General features: G+C 56.6%; 20 protein-coding genes. 7 read left to right on the forward strand and 13 right to left on the reverse strand.

What is annotated here, in order from left to right:
- A complete protein-coding gene (locus IQ22_RS00195) occupies positions 1-306 on the forward strand; it encodes a chaperone modulator CbpM (RefSeq protein WP_145136246.1) in 306 nt (101 codons plus the stop codon).
- A gap of 51 nt (positions 307-357) precedes the next feature.
- Here the strand turns inward: IQ22_RS00195 and IQ22_RS00200 are convergent, their stop codons facing one another.
- From IQ22_RS00200 to IQ22_RS00220, 5 genes are all read right to left on the reverse strand, one after another.
- On the reverse strand, positions 358-996 hold the full coding sequence (locus IQ22_RS00200; RefSeq protein ID WP_425298829.1) for a TIGR04211 family SH3 domain-containing protein: 639 nt from the start codon (positions 994-996) through the stop codon (positions 358-360).
- A 487-nt stretch (positions 997-1,483) separates the two neighbouring features.
- Entirely contained in the window at positions 1,484-4,036 is a 2,553-nt protein-coding gene (locus IQ22_RS00205; RefSeq protein WP_145136252.1) for a TRAP transporter permease, read from the reverse strand.
- Positions 4,037-4,223: 187 nt separating this feature from the next.
- Entirely contained in the window at positions 4,224-5,192 is a 969-nt protein-coding gene (locus tag IQ22_RS00210; RefSeq protein WP_145136255.1) for a TAXI family TRAP transporter solute-binding subunit, read from the reverse strand.
- A gap of 622 nt (positions 5,193-5,814) precedes the next feature.
- Positions 5,815-6,411: an NUDIX domain-containing protein gene (locus IQ22_RS00215; protein ID WP_145136258.1), complete on the reverse strand. Its 597-nt coding sequence runs from the start codon at positions 6,409-6,411 to the stop codon at positions 5,815-5,817.
- Between the two features lie 76 nt (positions 6,412-6,487).
- Positions 6,488-6,709 (reverse strand): hypothetical protein, encoded by a 222-nt coding sequence (locus IQ22_RS00220; RefSeq protein ID WP_208733583.1) that lies wholly within the window; start codon positions 6,707-6,709, stop codon positions 6,488-6,490.
- A gap of 162 nt (positions 6,710-6,871) precedes the next feature.
- On the opposite strand from IQ22_RS00220, the gene IQ22_RS00225 reads away from it, so the two are divergent.
- The 3 genes from IQ22_RS00225 to IQ22_RS00235 all read left to right on the forward strand — a co-directional run bounded on the left by IQ22_RS00225 (position 6,872) and on the right by IQ22_RS00235 (position 9,273).
- Positions 6,872-7,675, forward strand: coding sequence for a glycosyltransferase family 9 protein (locus IQ22_RS00225; protein WP_145136261.1), 804 nt, complete (start codon positions 6,872-6,874; stop codon positions 7,673-7,675).
- A gap of 176 nt (positions 7,676-7,851) precedes the next feature.
- Positions 7,852-8,862, forward strand: a complete 1,011-nt coding sequence (locus IQ22_RS00230) for an AI-2E family transporter (protein WP_145137532.1) — start codon at positions 7,852-7,854, stop codon at positions 8,860-8,862.
- A 144-nt stretch (positions 8,863-9,006) separates the two neighbouring features.
- Positions 9,007-9,273: a DksA/TraR family C4-type zinc finger protein gene (locus IQ22_RS00235; protein ID WP_145136264.1), complete on the forward strand. Its 267-nt coding sequence runs from the start codon at positions 9,007-9,009 to the stop codon at positions 9,271-9,273.
- Positions 9,274-9,332: 59 nt separating this feature from the next.
- Here IQ22_RS00235 and IQ22_RS00240 read toward each other — a convergent pair whose 3' ends face one another.
- The 8 genes from IQ22_RS00240 to qhpR all read right to left on the reverse strand — a co-directional run bounded on the left by IQ22_RS00240 (position 9,333) and on the right by qhpR (position 15,565).
- Positions 9,333-9,692, reverse strand: coding sequence for a COG4315 family predicted lipoprotein (locus IQ22_RS00240; RefSeq protein WP_145136267.1), 360 nt, complete (start codon positions 9,690-9,692; stop codon positions 9,333-9,335).
- Between the two features lie 163 nt (positions 9,693-9,855).
- Positions 9,856-10,443: an NUDIX domain-containing protein gene (locus IQ22_RS00245; RefSeq protein ID WP_145136270.1), complete on the reverse strand. Its 588-nt coding sequence runs from the start codon at positions 10,441-10,443 to the stop codon at positions 9,856-9,858.
- 126 nt (positions 10,444-10,569) lie between these two features.
- Positions 10,570-12,270, reverse strand: coding sequence for an urease subunit alpha (gene ureC / locus IQ22_RS00250; protein ID WP_145136273.1), 1,701 nt, complete (start codon positions 12,268-12,270; stop codon positions 10,570-10,572).
- A gap of 166 nt (positions 12,271-12,436) precedes the next feature.
- Complete coding sequence (locus tag IQ22_RS00255) at positions 12,437-12,742, reverse strand: urease subunit beta (protein ID WP_145136276.1); 306 nt, start codon at positions 12,740-12,742, stop codon at positions 12,437-12,439.
- Positions 12,743-12,781: 39 nt separating this feature from the next.
- Positions 12,782-13,294, reverse strand: a complete 513-nt coding sequence (locus IQ22_RS00260; RefSeq protein ID WP_145136279.1) for a GNAT family N-acetyltransferase — start codon at positions 13,292-13,294, stop codon at positions 12,782-12,784.
- A gap of 7 nt (positions 13,295-13,301) precedes the next feature.
- A complete protein-coding gene (ureA, locus tag IQ22_RS00265) occupies positions 13,302-13,604 on the reverse strand; it encodes an urease subunit gamma (protein ID WP_145136282.1) in 303 nt (100 codons plus the stop codon).
- Positions 13,604-14,443 carry an urease accessory protein UreD gene (locus tag IQ22_RS00270; protein WP_145136285.1) on the reverse strand — a complete coding sequence of 280 codons (840 nt, stop codon included), beginning with the start codon at positions 14,441-14,443 and terminating at the stop codon, positions 13,604-13,606. The genes ureA and IQ22_RS00270 overlap by 1 nt, the downstream gene beginning before the upstream one ends.
- A gap of 57 nt (positions 14,444-14,500) precedes the next feature.
- Positions 14,501-15,565 (reverse strand): AraC-like transcriptional regulator QhpR, encoded by a 1,065-nt coding sequence (gene qhpR, locus IQ22_RS00275; protein WP_145136288.1) that lies wholly within the window; start codon positions 15,563-15,565, stop codon positions 14,501-14,503.
- A gap of 305 nt (positions 15,566-15,870) precedes the next feature.
- On the opposite strand from qhpR, the gene eat reads away from it, so the two are divergent.
- From eat to eutC, 3 genes are read left to right on the forward strand one after another with little or no spacing between them, the layout of a single operon-like run.
- The gene (gene eat, locus IQ22_RS00280) at positions 15,871-17,238 is read left to right on the forward strand and encodes an ethanolamine permease (protein WP_145136291.1); all 1,368 of its coding nucleotides are present in this window, start codon (positions 15,871-15,873) and stop codon (positions 17,236-17,238) included.
- A gap of 60 nt (positions 17,239-17,298) precedes the next feature.
- Positions 17,299-18,693, forward strand: a complete 1,395-nt coding sequence (locus IQ22_RS00285) for an ethanolamine ammonia-lyase subunit EutB (RefSeq protein WP_145136294.1) — start codon at positions 17,299-17,301, stop codon at positions 18,691-18,693.
- A 14-nt stretch (positions 18,694-18,707) separates the two neighbouring features.
- On the forward strand, positions 18,708-19,529 hold the full coding sequence (gene eutC / locus IQ22_RS00290) for an ethanolamine ammonia-lyase subunit EutC (protein ID WP_145136297.1): 822 nt from the start codon (positions 18,708-18,710) through the stop codon (positions 19,527-19,529).
- Positions 19,530-19,549 lie beyond the last annotated feature (20 nt).

A 19,549-nucleotide genomic window follows, 5' to 3' on the forward strand; every position in this document is an offset into this window, starting at 1 on the left:
ATGACAACCGTGATCTTGGAGTTTGGTCTGGACGAACTCAGCCGTCTGGTAAATACACCACCGACCCGGGTCATAGAAATCGTTGAGCATGGGATTGTCGAGCCGAGCGGACAGGGTCCTGACCGATGGATGTTTGATCTGTCAGCGTTGCACACCGTGCGCCGTGCCGTGCGGCTTCAACGGGAACTGGAGCTGGACTGGGCGGGGATTGCACTGGCTATCGATTTGCTAGACGAGGTAGAGCGGTTACGTACCGAAAACCAGCGGCTCAGGCAGCGACTCGCGCGGTTCATGCTTCAGGAGTGAATCAGGGCAGGATAAAGGGCTGCGGTAACGGACCGCAGCCCAGCCATCAGGTTAGAACCAGCGGTCGTTGCGTTTGCGTCGTCCGGCAAAGGACGGCAGGATCAGACCGGCAAGCAGACCGGCCCCAGCAATGCTGCCGCCATAAACAAAGTAACGCATTAGAGCATCTTGATTCTCATCGCCAAGACGTGCCTTGACGCTACGGAGTTCTGATTGGGCCTCGGTTAGTTCATTGTCCAGTTTGCGGCGAGTATCTTCCAGTTCGTCAATGCGCGCCTTTCTGGCTTCCAGGGTTTCCTGCATACCTTGAACGCGGCTTTTCCAGCCGTCGTCGATAGTCTTGAGCTGGGCACTGAGTTCGTTAACCTGCTGCTGCAGCTGTGGGACGTATTCGCGCGGACCTGGCTGTTCTTGCAAGTCTGATGAGCGAATCCAAACCAGATCACCACCTTCCCCGCGGATCTGGCTGTAATCCCCTTGGGTACTGACCAGCTCGACTTTCTGGCCGGACTTAAGCGCCCCGACGATTCGATAGCCATCGGTCGGTCCGCTTCTGACATAGGTGCTCAACGTGTCGCTTACCCAGCGATCACCTGGGACGGCATTTTCCTGTGCATGGGCTTGCCCCAATCCACCAAGCAAGGCAGCACTTAGCAAATAGGTGCTGAATCGGGTTCGTGTTGCCTGCATGCGTGTACCCTGGGAAAGCAGGGGAAAGCGAGAAACCAGGCGGGATAGAAAAGTTTGCATAGGCATGTGAACGGTCATGTTTTCGAAATAGAAAAGGCGCTCAATAAGAAGAGCGTCCTCATAAAAAGTGGCCGTACCCTAACAAGGCCTGTCTATACCATCAACGTAACGCGTTAGCGTTCGTGATTGGTGATCCAATTCAAGCTTTGAATTGAGAAACCGCTAGCAGCTGCCAAGCTCGTAGTACGCCTTTTTGTTTCAGCATGAATCCGGCTTGCCTGTGACAGGAACTGCATGCAGTGAGGCAAGCGAAAAGAAGGCCATGGTAATCGCTTGGGGCGGTGGACGAAAGGCGTCGTCCGTCATAAGAGCCTTACTCATGATCTGCTGCAGGTCAGTGATACCGTACCTCGACGGCTGCTCAGGTGAGCCGCCGAGGTCTTGTTCCGGTCCAGTCGGCCGGATGTTGAAGAGGCTCTAAGGCCTGTTAGTGCCGACGCCGCCGACGCTGCATCCATACGATCAAGGCAAATAGGGCAAACCCTGGAACCCACATAAGCTCCTTGGGCCAGCCCTCGGTAGGAACGCGTACAGCCATGATCTGCTGGTCGAATTCCAGCCCTGCCGCAGCGGCCGGACTGCCGAAGGCCACCGTGTCGATCAGTATTTTGCCGTCCTGTTCGTAATACTCGATACCGAGATTTTCCAACCGCTCCTGGCCGTTGCTACCCTCCGGAATTGTCAGCAGCACGCTGAGTTCACGGGGATCGCCTACCGCATCCTCACCCAGGATACGTAGCCGCACCTGAGTTCCAGCATGGGTATCGTCCAGGGCTTGTACCAGTTGCGTAGGTTCGAAGTCCTGATAGGGCGGATGTACCATATCCATCCAAAAACCAGGGCGGAACAGGGTGAATGCCACAAGCAGCAGCAATACACTTTCATACCACCGGCTTTTGACCAGAAAGTAGCCCTGTGTACCGGCTGCAAAAATCAGCATGGCAATGGTTGCGACGATAAAGATCAATACGCCATGCCAGAAGTCTACGTTAATCAACAGCAGATCTGTGTTGAAAATGAACAGGAACGGTAGCGCGGCGGTTCGCAAACTGTAGTAAAACGCGGTAACACCGGTTTTGATCGGGTCACCTTTGGACACAGCGGCCGCTGCGAACGAGGCGAGACCTACCGGCGGCGTCACATCGGCCATGATGCCAAAGTAGAAGACAAACAGGTGGACCGCGATGAGCGGTACGATCAAGCCGTTCTGTTGACCCAGGGCAACAATAACTGGCGCTAGCAGGCTAGAGACTACGATGTAGTTTGCTGTAGTCGGCAAGCCCATGCCCAGGATCAGGCTGAGGAAGGCGGTAAGCAGCAACATCAGCAGCAGATTGCCCATCGACAGGAGTTCGACCAGATCAGCCAGTACCAGGCCAACACCGGTCTGCGAGACAGCCCCGACAATGATCCCCGCTGCGGCCGTAGCAATGCCAATACCGATCATGTTGCGCGCCCCGGCGATCAGGCCTTCCCGAAGATCTACGAGACCGTCAGCAAACGTGCCGTGATCGTGACGACCATCCTTGCGTAGCCAATTGAGTAACGGCCGCTGGGTCAACAGAATGATGACCAGAATGACGGAGCCCCAAAAGGCTGAAAGGCCAGGGGAGAGCCGCTCGATCATCAGGCACCATACCAACACGATGACAGGCAGCAGGAAATGCAGGCCGGACAGCAGGATAGGTTTTGTCTGAGGCAGGGCTTCCAGCGGAGTATCCGGGTCCTCTGGCGGCAGCGGCGGATTACTCGCCGCTATCTTCAACAGGCCCAGGTAAACCACGGCAACAAGCCCGCCGATTACCCAGATTGCCGCGTCGCCTAAGGCCGGCTTAAGCCAGCCGAGCCCGTAGTAAACCGCCAGAGAAAGTCCGCTGATCAGCGCGACGCCAAAGGCGAAGCCCATCAGGCGTTGGAGCCAGGACCGCGTTTGTTGATGGCGAGGCAGGCCTTGAAGTCCTAATTTAAGGGATTCAAGGTGAACAATATAGAAAAGGGCAATATAGGAAATCAGCGCTGGCAGAAAGGCGTGTTTGATAACCTCCGTATAGGGAATACCCACGTACTCAACCATCAGGAATGCGGCGGCACCCATGACTGGCGGCATGATCTGCCCATTAACCGAGGAGGCTACTTCCACGGCGCCGGCCTTTTCGGAGGAAAAGCCTGTGCGCTTCATCATTGGGATAGTGAAAGTACCGGTAGTAACAACGTTGGCGATAGACGAACCGGAGATCAGACCCGTCAGGCCGGACGATACGACTGCTGCCTTGGCTGGGCCTCCTTTCAGATGCCCCAGCAGGCTGAAAGCCAACTGAATGAAGTAATGCCCGGCGCCTGCACGCTCAAGCAGCGCACCAAACAGCACGAACAGGAACACGAAGCTGGTGGAAACACCCAGGGCTATGCCGAAGACGCCTTCCGTCGTGATCCATTGATGATTGGCCAGAGCAGTGAAACTCACTCCCCGGTGTGCCAGCAGGCCAGGCATATAAGGGCCCGCCAGGCTATAGATCAGGAAGGTCAAGGCAATGATGGCAAGGGCCGGGCCGAGGGCACGGCGGGTGGCCTCCAGTAGCAAGGGCAGGCCAATGCAAGCTGCGACTAGATCGGCTGTTGTCAGATTACCAGGACGTTGCGACAGTTCCTGATACATGACAAAGAGATAAGCTGCACTGGCGGCTGCGATGAGCCCGAGCGCGAGATCCACCATGGGTACGCGGTTGCGTGGCGAGCGTTTGAAGGCCGGGTAGGCCAGAAACGCCAGGAGCAGGGCGAACGTTAAGTGAATCGACCGGGACTCGGTGTTGTTGAATACGCCAAATCCCAAAATGAACGGCAAGGGAGAGGCAATCCAGAGTTGAAACAGCGACCAGAGTAAGGCAAGCCCGGCAATAACGCTGGCCATGAAACCCTGCGGACTCCGGGCGCCCACATCCTGAGCGACCAGTTCTTCCGTAGAGAGGTGTTTTTCAGACATAGGCTAACCTGTTTGTAGCATTCGGACATAGAGAGCCCTTCCAACCTGCGTTGGAAGGGCTCTCTTGACTGTAGTGTGTCTAGCGCCCTGCAATTACTGATCAAGGCATAGAATAAACACACCCATTCGATCAGGCGCTAAAAACGAAACCGCGACATAGGCCGCGGTTCGTTGGCGCAGTCTGACCTTAGAGCCAGCCGCGCTCCTTGTAGTAGCGCTCAGCTCCCTCATGCAAAGGAGCAGTCAAACCGACCTTGATCATGTCTTCGGCCTTCAGATCGGCGAAAGCTGGGTGAAGCTTCTTGAAGCGATCCAGGTTCTCGAATACAGATTTGACCAACTGGTACACCACTTCCGGATCCGTTTTGGCGCTGGTGGACAGCACGGCCTTGCCGCCAATGGATGGGGTGGCTTTGTCACTGCCCTTGTACAGGCCCGCTGGAATCTCCGCCTTGGTGTAGTAGCTTTTTTCGGCCAGTAGCTTGTCGATATCCGGGCCGGTAACAGGTACCAGGACAGTATCAACTGTTGTGGCCGCTTCTTGAATAGCACCGTTGGGATGACCTACGAAGTAGGTCATTGCATCGATATTGTTATCGCCCAAGGCGGCGGCTTGCTCGGCAGGCTTGAGTTCGGAAGCCAGGGAGAAGACCGATTTATCCCACCCTTTTACGCGCATGATTTCTTCGATCGTATCGCGCTGGCCGGAGCCGGGATTACCAATATTGACGCGCTTGCCTTTAAGGTCGTCGAAGCCGTTGATATTGGCCGACTTGCGGGCCAATACGGTGAACACTTCGCTCTGCATGGAAAAGACGGCGCGGAGATCTTCCATCGGACCTTCGTTCTTGAAGGGTTCGAGGCCTTTCATTGCCTTGAACTGATGGTCCGATTGCATGATGCCAAAATTGAACTCGCCGTTGCGGATACCGTTTACGTTGGCAACGCCGCCACCGCTGGACGGAGCGTTGCACTTGATGGTTTCTTCAGCAGCACGATTGAGGAAGCGGCAAATGGACTGGCCTGCAACATAGTACACACCTGTCTGGCCCCCCGTACCGATCGTAACGAACTGCGTGGCGGCCTGGGCGACACCGCCAAGAGATGTACCAGCCAAGACAGCTGTTAAGGCCCATGCCAAGGATTTGCCTTTCATGCGAAGTGCTCCTTTTCTTAAGATTCTACTTTTGATCGTTCTTGTGAAGCGACCAAGGCGTTTCTTTATAGTGCAATCGGCACCGTTGAGGAATCGTTTTATCGCGTATCGTCAAACAACGGCCTACTTGAGAGCAAACTTTCAGGTAGGCCAATACCCTCGCCAACCATGACTTATAGCCGGCACGGTGGTACGCATCAGAGTTTGAAAAAGTAGTAGAGTGCAGTGGCAGATGCACGAAATACCAAGGCCCGCATAGTGGCCTGGTCAGTGCCAAAACGTGCGCTGGTGAGATGATTTCTGGCGTTTCCCGTATAGGTGCGATCTCTTCTGAAAAAAGCAGGCTTCGATCCGCTAGCGTTTGGACCGCTTGGCAATGTCAGCATCGCCTCTGGACTCATGACTTCACAACTAGCCGGAAAGCCTAGCACCTCAAAGCCACTGGCTCGCTTGGCTTGGTAGAGCTTTCCAGGGCCTCCAGGTGTGGGGCCAGCCCGCACCTGGAAACGACTTTTATAGGGCACCAGTATGCAGGCGGCCCCGTCAATAGCTTTAGGGGAGTAGGATGAAATGTCGCGCTCAAGTGATATATCCAGAGTGCACCGCGGGAAGCGGCGTGTTCTCAACGCTGCGGAAACAGGTACAACGCAGCGTAATGCAGAAGCATGATGGTCTTGCCATCCTGAATCTCGCCGTTACGAATCATGGCCAGTGCCTCGTCGAACGGTAACTCCAGCACTTCGATATCTTCACCCTCATGGGCCAAGCCGCCACCGGCGCTTTTTCTGGCGTCAATGTCGTATTCGGCCGCAAAGAAGTAGAGTTTTTCCGTCACCGAACCGGGACTCGTGTAGGCCTCGAAAAGTCGGGTGACGTCATGCACGTGATAACCCGTTTCCTCCTCGATTTCTGCGCGAATACGCTCTGCCGGGTCGGCGTCGTCGAGCAACCCGGCAGGCGTCTCGATCAGAAGGCCCTCGGTACGCGGATCCATCTGATAGACCGGAAAGCGAAACTGGCGGATCAATACAACTGTCCGGCTCGTCAAGTTATAGAGCAGGACAGTTGCGCCGTGGCCGCGGTCATACGTCTCGCGAGTTTGCTGTTGCCAGGTGCCATCGCTGCGCAAAAAGTCGAAGGTGTTCTTCTTGAGTACACCCCAATCATCGGAGAGCAGCTTGGTAGAAGTCAGGCGAACACGGGAGGGAGCATTGGTCATCGGAAATTCTCGTAAAGGCTCTATGGCAGAGCATAGCGGGATTACCAGAGTAAGCCCAAGACGATACCACCTTATGCTATGTCATCAGAGAACCAAGGAAATCCAGCCCTAAAGTCAGGAAAGCAGCGATTCCAAGAGAAATAACGGTAAGGGTTTTGCCCCACCAAACACTCCATTTCATCAAGCCTGCAACGATGCCGACGGCACAAAACAAGAGGCCGAGTTTAAGCAACGCTGCTGCCCAGACGATGACTTGCTCAAGTAGATGCCACAATTCATTCAAGTCGATATACATCATAAATTCCGTCGTGTTTCGACGGATATACTCTATCGAACTCTAGCTTTGGCTGCTGATAACTACTGCCTTCAGGCGGCACTGATCGCTCGTTAAGCAAGCGGTAAGGAAACTCTGCGTATGCTGTCTTGAGATATTGACAGGTTTACATACGGAGAAAGCGGCATGGGAATGGGTGACGAACTCATGGCGGCAGGGCAAGCCCGTATGCATTATCAGCAAAGCGGGCAAAAGGTACTGTTTGTGGATCGTGACGGGGCGCCGCGCTGGTCAGAGATCTGGGAGCACAACCCGTATATTCTTAGGCAGGCAGAAGCCGGGTGTATTCAGCTATGTAACGCGCCGAAAAGCCGCCCTTACATTCGGGACAAGAATAAGAAAACCTGTGCCTGGCAACCGTTTCCCCTTGTAGCCGCCGAGGTGTTTTTTACGGAGGAAGAATTAGCCTTTGGTCAGGCGCAAGCGCAAGGAGCCATTGTTGTCGAGCCGCATACCAAAGTGCCCGACTCGAACAAGGCATGGCCCTGGGAGCGGTGGGAACATCTCGTTAGCTATGGATTCGATTTTGTACAGCTTGGCCCAGTGGGTACGCGTGTTCTGCCAGGTGTTCGGCATGTCGTGACCTCAACCTTTCGAGAAGCTGTTGCAGTACTGGCCCATGCCCGCGCTTTCGTAGGGGCTGAGGGTGGACTCCATCATGCGGCTGCAGCCGTTTCCACGCCGGCTGTCGTGCTGTTTTCCGAGTTCATCTCGCCACGGATTACCGGTTATCCAGAGCATATCAATCTGTATGAGGGAAAGAGCCTCTACGGCAACGGTGCGCGGTTACCCTGCAAGCAATGCCGTCATTCGATGCTGGCTATTTCGGTCGAGCAGGTCGCCCAGGCTATAGAAAGTATCTTGCGATCGACACGCCCGGCGCAGCCATTCGGTTCTCAATATGCTCGGCTTGAATCATCCGATGCCTGACGGAAACGTATGGTCTAAACAATCGACCATTGGCTCACCCAATAGCGCATAACGTCCACTACCAGTGGTGTTTGCCTGAAAAACTCGGTGTAGTACACGATTTCCTTTCTGGATGGGCTGTGATGCCAACCTGTAGGCTGGCAGACTGCCCGTTCGTCATCGGCTCGTTGGGCATCATGCAATTACTCAGTTCACGTCAGATTCTCTTATCGAGTTGGTTCGTTATTCTTGCCAGTCTCATGCTCGTCTTTCCGCTGGGCCTGGTTCCCAGCCTGTTTGCCGGGCTGCTGGTTTTTGAGCTGGCCAATATGCTGGAGCCGCGTCTGCAACTCCTGATTCCCGGTAACCGGGCGCGGATTGTGGCAGTTGCCTTGCTCGTTACGCTGGTCGTCTGTGTGCTGGCTGTCGGCTTTGCCGGAGCGATCAGTTTCGTACTGCATGAGGTAAGGAATCCCGGCAGTCTGATTGACAAATTCATGGTGCTGACTGAGCGCGCCCGGGGACAACTGCCCCTTTCTGTCGATAAGTACTTGCCGGCCAGTGCCGAAGAGCTGCGCCGTGCTGTCAACGAGTGGCTGGTTGCGCATCTGAGCGAGTTGCAGATGGTCGGAAAGGGAGCAGTACATACCTTTGTGACCATGCTGATCGGCTTGATTCTCGGGGCAGCGGTGGCCCTGCAGCGCAAGCGCAGTGTGGCGGACGAGCGCCCGTTAGCGTCGGCCCTGCTGGACCGAGTGTCGCTGCTGTCCCAGGCTTTTCATCGCGTAGTCTTCGCTCAGGTCAAGATCTCCGCCATTAATACAGTGTTGACAGCCATCTTTCTGGCAGGCGTGCTTCCGTTGTTCGGGATTCACTTGCCACTGACCAAGACCCTGATCGTGCTGACCTTTATCGTCGGGTTGCTACCCGTGATTGGAAATCTCATTTCCAATACGTTCATCCTGATCGCTGGGTTGTCCGTGTCGTTATGGGTTGCGGTCGCGGTGGGCTGTTACCTCGTGACCATTCACAAGTTGGAATACTTTCTGAATGCCCGCATTGTGGGCGGCCAGATCAATGCCCGCTCCTGGGAGCTGCTCCTGGCGATGCTGGTATTCGAGTCGGCCTTTGGTTTGCCGGGGCTGGTTGCTGCGCCAATCTACTATGCTTATGTGAAGAGTGAGCTGATACGAGCCGAACTGGTGTAGCTGTTTCCTGTACTAAAGAGAACGGGTGTTACACCCGGGCGGCTATAGCCCTTGTAAGGGAAATTTCGATGCCCAGGCGCAAGGCTTGGAAAGCTGGAAGTAAAAACCCATATGTAGCTGTAGACGAATCAACAGGAGGTCGACATGGCCAGCGGTTGGGCGAACGACGGTGCAGTACAGGAACAGATCGACAGTACGATTGAGGATGCCATCCAGCGGGCCCGCAGCCAGCTGGCGCAAGGCGAAAGCTTGACCCATTGCGAAGAGTGCGACGCCGAAATTCCCAAGGCGCGCCGTGAGGCTGTTAAAGGCGTGCGGTTGTGTATCGTCTGCCAGAACGCGCACGATCATGAACAGGCCAAATTCAGCGGCTACAATCGGCGCGGCAGTAAGGATAGTCAGCTGCGCTGACCTAACAGCGCGCCCGGCATTCTCTTTCTAAAAGAGGATGTATCTGCGTGTCAGCCTGGTTATGGCTTGGCTACATGCCAGACGCCGCCCTTGCCCTCACCGTCCCGATCACCTGGCTCCATGTCCCTGGCGTAGGTGTAAAGTGGCTTGCCTTTATAAGACCATTGGCTTATGCCGTCTTCTCGCGTGACCACACTCCACTTTCCAGAGCCTGTTTCGCCCGCCATAGCCTCTAGTGGAGGCCAGTTTTCGGCACAGGTGGAATGGCAGGTCGATATACCCTCTGAATCCTTATCGTAGGTATAAAGCGTCATGCCCTCGCTATCGACCAACATGCCATCTTTGTCCTGGGCCGGAGCGGCTATCAGGACAGTGGAGGCTGCAAACAGGGTTGCCGCAAAGAGGTAACGGATAAACATGACAGGCTCCTGACGTCGGCTGCGAGTTGGAAGCAGCCTTCGCCTCAAGGATAGGAAGGGACTTGTTCATTCGGTCACGACCATTCACTGTTTCAGTCTAGTTCATCGTGCAGTCTGTATAGGGTGTTGCCTTTGTATAGGTTGTGATTGAAGGCGTAACGCATCACTCGAAAAGATACAGGGCGGCGTGATACAGCAGGGTGATGGTCTTGAGGTCCTGGATCTGCCCTTGTTGAATAAGGCCGAGCGCTTCATCGAGTGGCATTTCTAATACCTCGATATCTTCTCCTTCATCAGCCAGACCGCCGCCCTCATCCTGGCGCTTACTCGCGTCATATTCCGCTACAAAGAAGGATACTTTTTCTGTTATCGAGCCGGGGCTGGAAAACGCGTCGAATAGGGGAGTGACGTGTCCAATGTCGTAACCGGTTTCCTCTTTGATCTCGCTTCGGATACGCGTGTCAGGCGATTCGGCCTCGTTCTTGCCTGCTGGCGTTTCAAGTAGCATGCCGTCTGGGACACCATTGACATAGGCGGGAAAGCGGAACTGCCGGGTCAGGACAACCGTGCGGCGTGCCCGGTTATAGAGCAGGACAGTTGTGCTGTCGCCCCGGTCATAGGTTTCGCGCGTCAACTGCTGCCATGTCCCATCGCGGCGGCGGTAGTCAAAGATGGTTTTCTTGAGTGTGGAGAAGTCGTTGGAAAGCGTTTGGCTGTCCACGATGCGAATGAAGTCAGTGTTATCGGTCATGGCGCGCTCCCGTAAAACCCTTCAGACCGTGGCGAATGGAAAACGGCGTAGGCAGTCGTCGGAAACCGGTGCGCTTAACGGCGTGCATGGCTGACTGGATCGTAAGCTATGCACGCCTGCGATGCGTTAGAACAGGAAATACCGCTGGGCCATCGGTAGTACCTCTGCCGGCTCGCACCATAGCAACTGCCCATCCGCCTTTACCTGATAATTCTGGGGATCGACCTCAATGGTAGGCAGATACCCGTTGTGGATCAGGTCGGTCTTTTTCACGGTACGGCAGCCTTTCACTACCCCAATCTGCTTTTTGAGACCCAGCTCGACGGGAACGCCTGCATCAAAGGCTGCCTGGCTGATAAAGGTCAGGCTGGTGGAATGACGCGCGCCGGCAAAGCTTGCGAACATTGGTCGATAGTGCACCGGTTGTGGCGTAGGAATAGAAGCATTGGCATCGCCCATGAGGCTGGCTGCGATGGCGCCACCCTTTAGAATCAGCGAGGGCTTTACGCCAAAGAAGGCGGGACGCCAGAGAACCAGATCCGCCCATTTTCCTACTTCAATGGAGCCTACCTCATGACTGATACCATGGGTAATCGCCGGATTGATGGTGTATTTGGCGATGTAGCGCTTGGCTCGAAAGTTATCGTTGCCAGGACCGTCTTCCGGTAAAGCGCCGCGCTGCTTTTTCATCTTGTCAGCAGTCTGCCAGGTGCGGGTGATCACTTCGCCTACGCGGCCCATGGCCTGGCTGTCAGAGCTGATCATGGAAAACGCGCCCAGGTCGTGAAGAATGTCCTCGGCAGCGATGGTCTCGCGGCGGATGCGGCTTTCGGCAAAGGCCACATCTTCAGCGATGCTCGGGTCAAGGTGGTGACAAACCATGAGCATGTCCAAATGCTCGTCGATGGTGTTCCGAGTGAAGGGGCGCGTCGGGTTAGTGGAGCTGGGTAACACATTGGGGAAGCCGCAGGCCTTGATGATATCCGGCGCATGACCGCCACCCGCTCCTTCGGTGTGGTAGGTGTGGATGGTTCGATTCTTGAAGGCGCCCAGGGTCGTTTCGACAAAGCCGGATTCGTTCAGTGTGTCGGTATGAATCGCGACTTGAATATCGTATTGGTCCGCCACCGCGAGACAGTTATCGATGGCTGCCGGTGTGGTGCCCCAATCTTCGTGCAGCTTGAGGCCGATGGCGCCGGCCTTGATCTGCTCTACTAGCGGCAAGGGCAGGCTTACGTTGCCCTTGCCGGTAAAGCCTATGTTCATGGGAAAGGCATCTGCTGCCTGAAGCATGCGCGCCATGTGCCAGGGGCCGGGCGTTACCGTAGTGGCATTGGTGCCGGTGGCCGGGCCCGTGCCGCCGCCGATCATGGTGGTTACACCGCTCATGAGCGCTTCTTCGATCTGCTGAGGGCAGATGAAGTGGATGTGGCTGTCGATGCCGCCCGCAGTAAGGATCATGCCTTCACCGGCGATCACTTCGGTCGCGCCGCCAATGGCAATCGTGACGCCAGGCTGGATATCTGGGTTACCGGCCTTGCCGATAGCAGCGATGCGGCCATTCTTGAGGCCCACGTCAGCCTTTACGATGCCCCAGTGATCAAGAATCAGGGCGTTGGTTATAACGGTATCGACTACATCGGCCGCACAGCGCTGGCTTTGGCCCATGCCATCACGGATGACCTTGCCGCCCCCGAACTTAACCTCCTCACCGTAAATCGTGTGATCTTCTTCCACCTCGATCCACAGGTCCGTGTCGGCCAGGCGAACCTTGTCGCCTGTGGTGGGGCCGAACATGTCGGCATAAGCTTGGCGGGAAATTTTCATATCGCTCATCCTGATCCTGTTAGAGGCGGCGCTATGCCGGACCCTTCCTGTACTTCATGTATGAAGAAAGACAGATATCGCGTGGCTCGGGCTATGCGCTCCGGCTCATGTTGCGAAGCGCATCCTCCGGGTGAGCGCAGCGATACCTGTCACACCAGATCACGGCTTACAGCCGTCCCATTACGCGTCCGGCAAAACCGTATACGGTTCGTTCGCCCGCTAGCTCTACTAATTGCACATCTCGGGACTGCCCCGGCTCGAAGCGCACCGCCGTTCCGGCAGGGATGTTCAGGCGCATACCACGGGCCTGAGCTCGGTCAAAAGCGAGCGCATCATTGGTTTCGAAAAAGTGATAGTGGGAGCCCACCTGAATGGGGCGGTCACCCGTATTTGCCACGGTCAGGCTCAGCGTACGGCGACCAACGTTGAGCTCGATGTCGCCATCGGCAATTTTATATTCACCCGGAATCATGCGGTGCTCCTATGAAATAGAGAGAATAGAGTCCGGTGTCTACTCACCAAGAGGCTCCAGTTTTAACTGCATGAACGTCAGATCCAGCCAGCGGCCGAATTTCTTGCCAACTTCCGGCATCTGCCCGGTGGTAACGAATCCGAGGCGCTCGTGCAGGCGGATCGAGACGGCATTTCCACTTTCAATGGCTGCCACCATCATGTGCAGGTTGACGTTACGGGCGCAGGTGATCAGTGCCTGCATGAGCTGGGGACCAATCCCCTGACCGCACTGGTCGCTGCGCACATACACCGAATGCTCGACGGTATGGCGAAATCCTTCGATCGTGCGCCAAGTGCAATAGCTGGCGTAGCCGATCACCGCACCGCTGGCATCATGGGCAACCAGTACCGGAAATTTCTGGGCCGTACGGTCCGCCAGCCAGGCGCGGCGGTTATCGAGGTCTACCAGCGTCTCGTTCCAGATGGCTGTGGTGTTTTCCACAGCATCGTTGTAAATCGCCAGGATGCCGGGCAGGTCGGCCTCGCTTGCCGGTACGATGGAGCAGGTCATGGCTACCTCAGGCAATGGGTTGGTGTACGGTCACAAGTTTCGTGCCGTCAGGAAAGGTGGCTTCTACTTGAATTTCCGGGATCATTTCTGGCACGCCTTCCATAACCTGGTCGCGGGTCAACAGGGTAGTGCCGTAATGCATCAACTCGGCTACGGTCTGGCCATCTCGAGCGCCTTCGAGCAGAGCCGCAGAAATGAGCGCCATGGCTTCCGGGTAGTTGAGCTTGAGCCCACGAGCCAGCCGGCGTTCGGCAACAAGACCAGCCGTGAAAATAAGCAATTTGTCTTTTTCGCGAGGTGTCAGGTCCATCAGGTACTCCAGATTCTGGGAGGGACGGCACTGCGGCCCAGCAGGGCGGGGCGTAGCAGGGTCCAGAGTTCGATCAGCCAGGCACGAGCCGCCAGTGCTTCATGGCTAAGGCAGCGGGCTACAAGCAGGCCGGGTAGTTGGGTCAGGTCGCCGCGGCCATGACAAGATACCTTGCGGCAGTCCTTGAGTAGGGCTTCGTCAATGTCGCCGGTTATCAGCAGCGTGGCGAAAACCGGATGACCATCGAGACCGATAGGTGAGTCGAGTAGTCGGTCGCCGCCCTGGAGGCGCTGGCGCTCATGCCAGAGCGGTTGACCCTCTCGGTAGATATCCAGATGCGCCTGGAAATGCCCCTCGGCAAAGCGCTCCGTGCTGGCAGGACGGCCAAGCGCTACCATGTCCCAGTACAGGAGGCGGGCGTCACCCTGAAGGTGGATTCGGGTCGCGAGTTCAGCGCGGGCGCCAGAGAAAACAATGGTTTCCTGCGGTAGCCATTCCAGCGTGGCTCCCGGCTCGACATGGAAGTCGAGTTGCTGAAAGGCTGCTCCGGGCGCGCGATACCACTTGGCCGCCCCTGGACTGGTTAGCTGCGTCCAGGCGTTTTCGCCTACGCGAACAGCTATGTCCAGCCGGTCGCCGCCGGCAATGCCACCCGGAGGGTGAACAATGATGTGCTGGCAGACCTCGGGTCCTTCGGCATGCAGGTGTTTCTGTACGCGCAAGGGGCCGCTATGACGTCGGGTGACCGGGCGCGTCCAGTCATCCTGGCGCGCATAGGCGAGCTCAAGCTCGGCATGCCACGCAGGGGTAAACAGGGCAGGAGCAATAGCTGAATTCATCGGACTCGGTCAGGGGCAAGGAAAGGGCAGTGTATAAGTTTCATCCAGACACTCACATCAACCTGGCGAAGATTGCCGCCATTGCCGTGGGCTGACGCCAAACCAGCGGCGAAACGCACGGGAAAAGGCGCTGGTTTCAGAATATCCGAGGAGCGGGGCTAATTCGGAAATAGGCAGTCGCTGGCGCAGATAATGCAGAGCTAACTCACGGCGTTCGTCTTCGATAAGGGTCGTGAAGCAAAGATTACGCTCACGCAGGCGGCGTTGCAGCGAGTGGCTGGAAAGCCCTAGCGATTCGGCAATTAATTCCAGGCTCGGCTCGCCTTGAATGAGTGCATGGCGCACCTGCGTACGGGTTTCCTGCACCAGATCGGGTGCGCAGCGGCCACGGATACCCAGTTGCCGAATGGCGTCCTGGACAACGCTTAACAAAATGGCATCCCGCTCAGGCATCCGATGTCCTGCCAGGTCGCGTTTAGGCACGACCATGGCATTACAAGGTTGGCTGAACAAGATGGGGGCATCGAATAACCGGCGATGCTCTTGCCAGGCTTCCGGACGGGAGTGTTCGAAATGAACGGCACGCGGCGCCCAGGTGGGACCGAGCACATGGCGAATCAGGTTGAGCACCATGCCCATGGTCAATTCGGCATCCTGGCGTTTACCCAGAATGGCCTGATGGCGGACCTGATACTCGAAGCGGTAACACTCGCCAAAGTCGACGAGGCGGATCAGGGTGCTCTGCTGATGAAACGGAAAGGCCAGGGCGAAATTGCGCAACGCCTGTTCGAGAGTGTCCGAGCAGAGCCCGACGTAACCCAGCAGACCCAAGGCATGAGGCTTGAATTGCTGACCGTAATAGAGCCCGAAGTTGTCGCAGCCGGATTGTCCGGCGGCCTCTTCCAGTACTCGGCAATAGCTAACCAGATCAAGACTCAGCGCGGGGTGGAGCAGTTGTTCCGGGTCGATACCCGAGACGCCAAAGATCCGGTCTACATCACCGCCATGGCCTGCAATAAAAGTGTCCAGTCCGCTTGCCGCTGCCGACAGAACGCCAATGTTGCCGGCCGAAGCGGTGAGTGCATCGGAAAGGGGCGCATGTCGGGTGAGGGGCAGGGTCATACTGGCGAGCCATGGATGCCGATAATACGGACACGTAGCAATTGTCATGCCTCGCTTGGCAGGCATGAAAGCTGCGCTGATAACTTGATCAGATTCAATGGCTTGGCGCCATTTCGGTGCAAAAGCGAGGCGCTTATGCGGTTCTGCACGACAGTGGTGCACGAGCAAGTGAGACGGTGCGTAACACCTGACGCAAGTTGACCGCACGCATCAGAAGCTGTCTTTTACGGTCAAGTCGTACGCGTTTGACGTGGTTATGCTCGAAAACAGGGTAGACCTATGTCCCTTTCCAGGAGACTGACGCAATGACAGCAGCACAACTCAAACCCACCTTGGGTACGCTTCATTTATGGGGTATCGCCGTAGGCCTGGTGATTTCAGGGGAGTACTTCGGCTGGAGCTACGGTTGGGGCGTAGCCGGTACGCTGGGCTTTCTGGTCACGGCGTTAGTCGTGGCGGTTATGTACACCTGCTTTATCTTCAGTTTTACGGAGCTGACCACCTCCATTCCCCATGCCGGCGGTCCGTTTGCCTACAGTCTGCGTGCTTTTGGCCCCACCGGCGGCATGATTGCCGGTTTGGCCACGCTGATCGAGTTTGTCTTCGCACCGCCTGCCATTGCCATGGCTATTGGGGCTTATCTGAATGTTCAGTATCCCTCGTTAGACCCGCGTTGGGCGGCGGTGGGGGCCTATGCGATTTTCATGACCCTGAACATTCTGGGCGTAAGCATTGCAGCAACCTTCGAGTTGATCGTGACCGTACTGGCCGTGGCTGAACTCCTGGTCTTTATGGGCGTGGTAGCGCCCGGCTTTAGTTTCAGCAATTTCGTTCTGAACGGCTGGGCCGGTTCCGATACGTTTGGAAGCGCCGCCATTACCGGCATTTTTGCGGCGATTCCCTATGCTATTTGGTTCTTCCTGGCAATCGAAGGCGCTGCCATGGCGGCTGAAGAAGCTAAGGACCCGAAGCGAACTATTCCCAGGGCTTACATTGCGGGCATTCTCACATTAGTGACCCTGGCCATTGGTGTCATGGTCTTTGCCGGCGGAGTTGGTGACTGGCGTGAACTGTCGGGTATCAATGATCCATTACCGCAGGCAATGAAAGCGGTAGTAGGTAATGACTCTACCTGGCTTCACATGCTGGTATGGATCGGCCTGTTTGGTCTCGTGGCGAGCTTTCATGGAATTATCATGGGCTATTCTCGGCAGTTCTTTGCCTTGGCCCGTGCCGGTTATCTGCCAGCAGGCCTGGCCAAGCTGTCGCGCTTCCAGACCCCACACCGCGCCATTTTAGCCGGCGGCGTGATTGGCATCGCGGCGATCTTCAGCGATGGAATCGTGAACCTGCAAGGCATGAGCCTGACCGCCGCCATGATCACCATGGCTGTCTTCGGCGCGATCGTCATGTACATCATGAGCATGCTGAGCCTGTTCCGTCTGCGCAAAATCGAGCCGAACCTGGAGCGCACCTTCAGGGCGCCGGGCTATCCAATCGTGCCGGCTATTGCATTGGTTCTGGCCATTGTCTGTTTGATTGCCATGATCTGGTTCAACGGGACCTTGGCCTTGGTCTTCCTGGGGCTAATGACAATCGGTTTCGTGTATTTCCGGTTGACCGGGCATCAGCGCCAGGCTGCCATACCGGACAGTCTGTTGTCACAGCCTTGAGCAGGACGCGCCCGTCAACAGCTGGCGGGCCTCTTTCCGCGGTAAAGGAGGAGTGGGTGAATGGCTGATTTTGTACATACCATCGGGCAGCAGACCTGGCGATTCGATAGTCTCAAAACGCTTATGGCCAAGGCCACCCCGGCACGATCCGGCGATTACCTGGCGGGTGTCGCTGCCAGTAGCGATGTGGAGCGGGTGGCCGCACAAATGGCGCTGGCCAACGTACCGCTCATACACTTTTTGAACGAAGCGCTTATTCCCTACGAGACCGACGAAGTCACGCGCCTGATTATGGATACCCATGATGCGGCCGCGTTTGCGCCGGTACGTCATCTCACCGTAGGCGACTTTCGTAACTGGCTGTTGAGCGATGCCGCTGACGAGGCCAGTTTACGTGCACTGGCACCAGGGCTCACGCCAGAGATGGTAGCCGCCGTTTCAAAGATCATGCGGGTACAGGATTTGATCCTGGTTGCGCAAAAGGCCCGGGTCGTCACCTGTTTTCGTAATACGCTGGGGCTGCGCGGACGGCTGTCGACCCGCCTGCAGCCCAACCATCCCACGGACGATCCCGCCGGGATTGCTGCCAGCATTCTGGACGGCTTGCTCTACGGCAATGGCGATGCCGTCATTGGCATCAACCCGGCTACCGACAGTACCAGTGGTATTTGTGAGCTGTTAAAGATGCTGGATGCGGTCATTCAACGGTATGAGATTCCCACGCAGTCATGCGTCCTGACTCATGTCACGACGTCTATTGAGGCCATCGAGCGCGGCGTACCGCTGGATCTGGTGTTTCAATCCATTGCCGGTACCCAGGCGGCCAATGAGAGTTTTGGTATCAGCCTGGAGTTATTGCAGCAGGGCTATGAAGCCGGGCTTTCCCTCAAGCGCGGCAGCGTAGGCGAGAATCTCATGTATTTCGAGACGGGGCAGGGCAGTGCGCTGTCAGCCAATGCCCATCATGGTGTTGATCAGCAGACTTGCGAAGCGCGAGCCTACGCCGTAGCCCGCCAGTTCAAGCCGCTACTGGTAAACACAGTGGTTGGTTTCATCGGCCCGGAATACCTTTACAACGGCAAGCAAATCATTCGCGCCGGGTTGGAGGATCATTTCTGCGGCAAGCTCCTGGGTGTGCCCATGGGCTGTGACATCTGCTACACCAACCACGCCGAAGCGGATCAAGACGACATGGACACGCTCCTGACGCTGCTTGGCACGGCGGGTATCAATTTCATCATGGGCATTCCCGGTTCCGACGACGTCATGCTCAATTACCAGACCACCTCTTTCCACGACGCGCTCTATGCCCGGCAGACCCTTGGGCTGCGCGCCGCTCCGGAGTTCGAGGCCTGGCTGGAAAAAATGGATATCCTGCGCCTGGATAATGGCCGCTTCCGCCTGGGGGATGCCCTGCCACCGCCTTTTCGCCAAGCCCTGGCTCAGTTGAGTTAAGGAGAAGAATCACCATGGCCAAGCCTGATAAGAGTGCCGCTCAAGCCGATCCCTGGTTGAAGTTGCGTCGATTGACGCCTGCTCGCATTGCCTTGGGCCGGGCCGGCACCAGTTTGCCGACAGCCGCCCAATTGGACTTCCAGTTTGCTCACGCCCAGGCGCGTGACGCCGTGCATTTGGCATTCGATCATGCCGCCTTGAGGGAGCGTTTAAAGCAAAAGGGACACGACAGCCTTGTGCTGCATAGCGCAGCGGCTGACCGTAACGTCTATTTGCAGCGGCCAGATCTGGGGCGGCGTTTGAACGCAGAGTCTGCACAGCGGTTGCATGAATATGCCGCTGCACATGTAGGAGGCGTTGATGTTGTTTTCGTCATTGCCGATGGGCTTTCTGCACTCGCCGTGCATCGCCATGCCCTGCCGTTTCTTGAGCGGCTGGATGAGCAGGCCAGCCAGGACGGTTGGTCGCGCGCGCCGGTTGTGCTGGTAGAGCAGGCGCGGGTCGCTATTGGCGATGAGATCGGAGAAATACTGGGCGCCCGGATGGTGGTCATGCTGATCGGTGAACGGCCCGGCCTTAGCTCGCCGGATAGTCTGGGTTTGTATTTCACCTATGCTCCCCGCGTCGGCCTCACCGATGCCTACCGCAACTGCATCTCTAATGTTCGTTTGGAAGGTCTGAGCTATGGCTTAGCGGCGCACAAGTTGCTCTACCTGATGCGCGAAGCCTGTCGTCGCCAGTTGTCCGGTGTGAAACTCAAGGACGAAGCCGACGTGCCCATGCTGAACATGAATGATACCGAGCCAACGCCAGGAAACTTCCTGACAGCGTTCTAATCAGCGGCCCTTGCGTCTGA

The sequence above is a fragment of the Pseudomonas duriflava genome (assembly GCF_007830155.1).
GTDB lineage: Bacteria > Pseudomonadota > Gammaproteobacteria > Pseudomonadales > Pseudomonadaceae > Chryseomonas > Chryseomonas duriflava.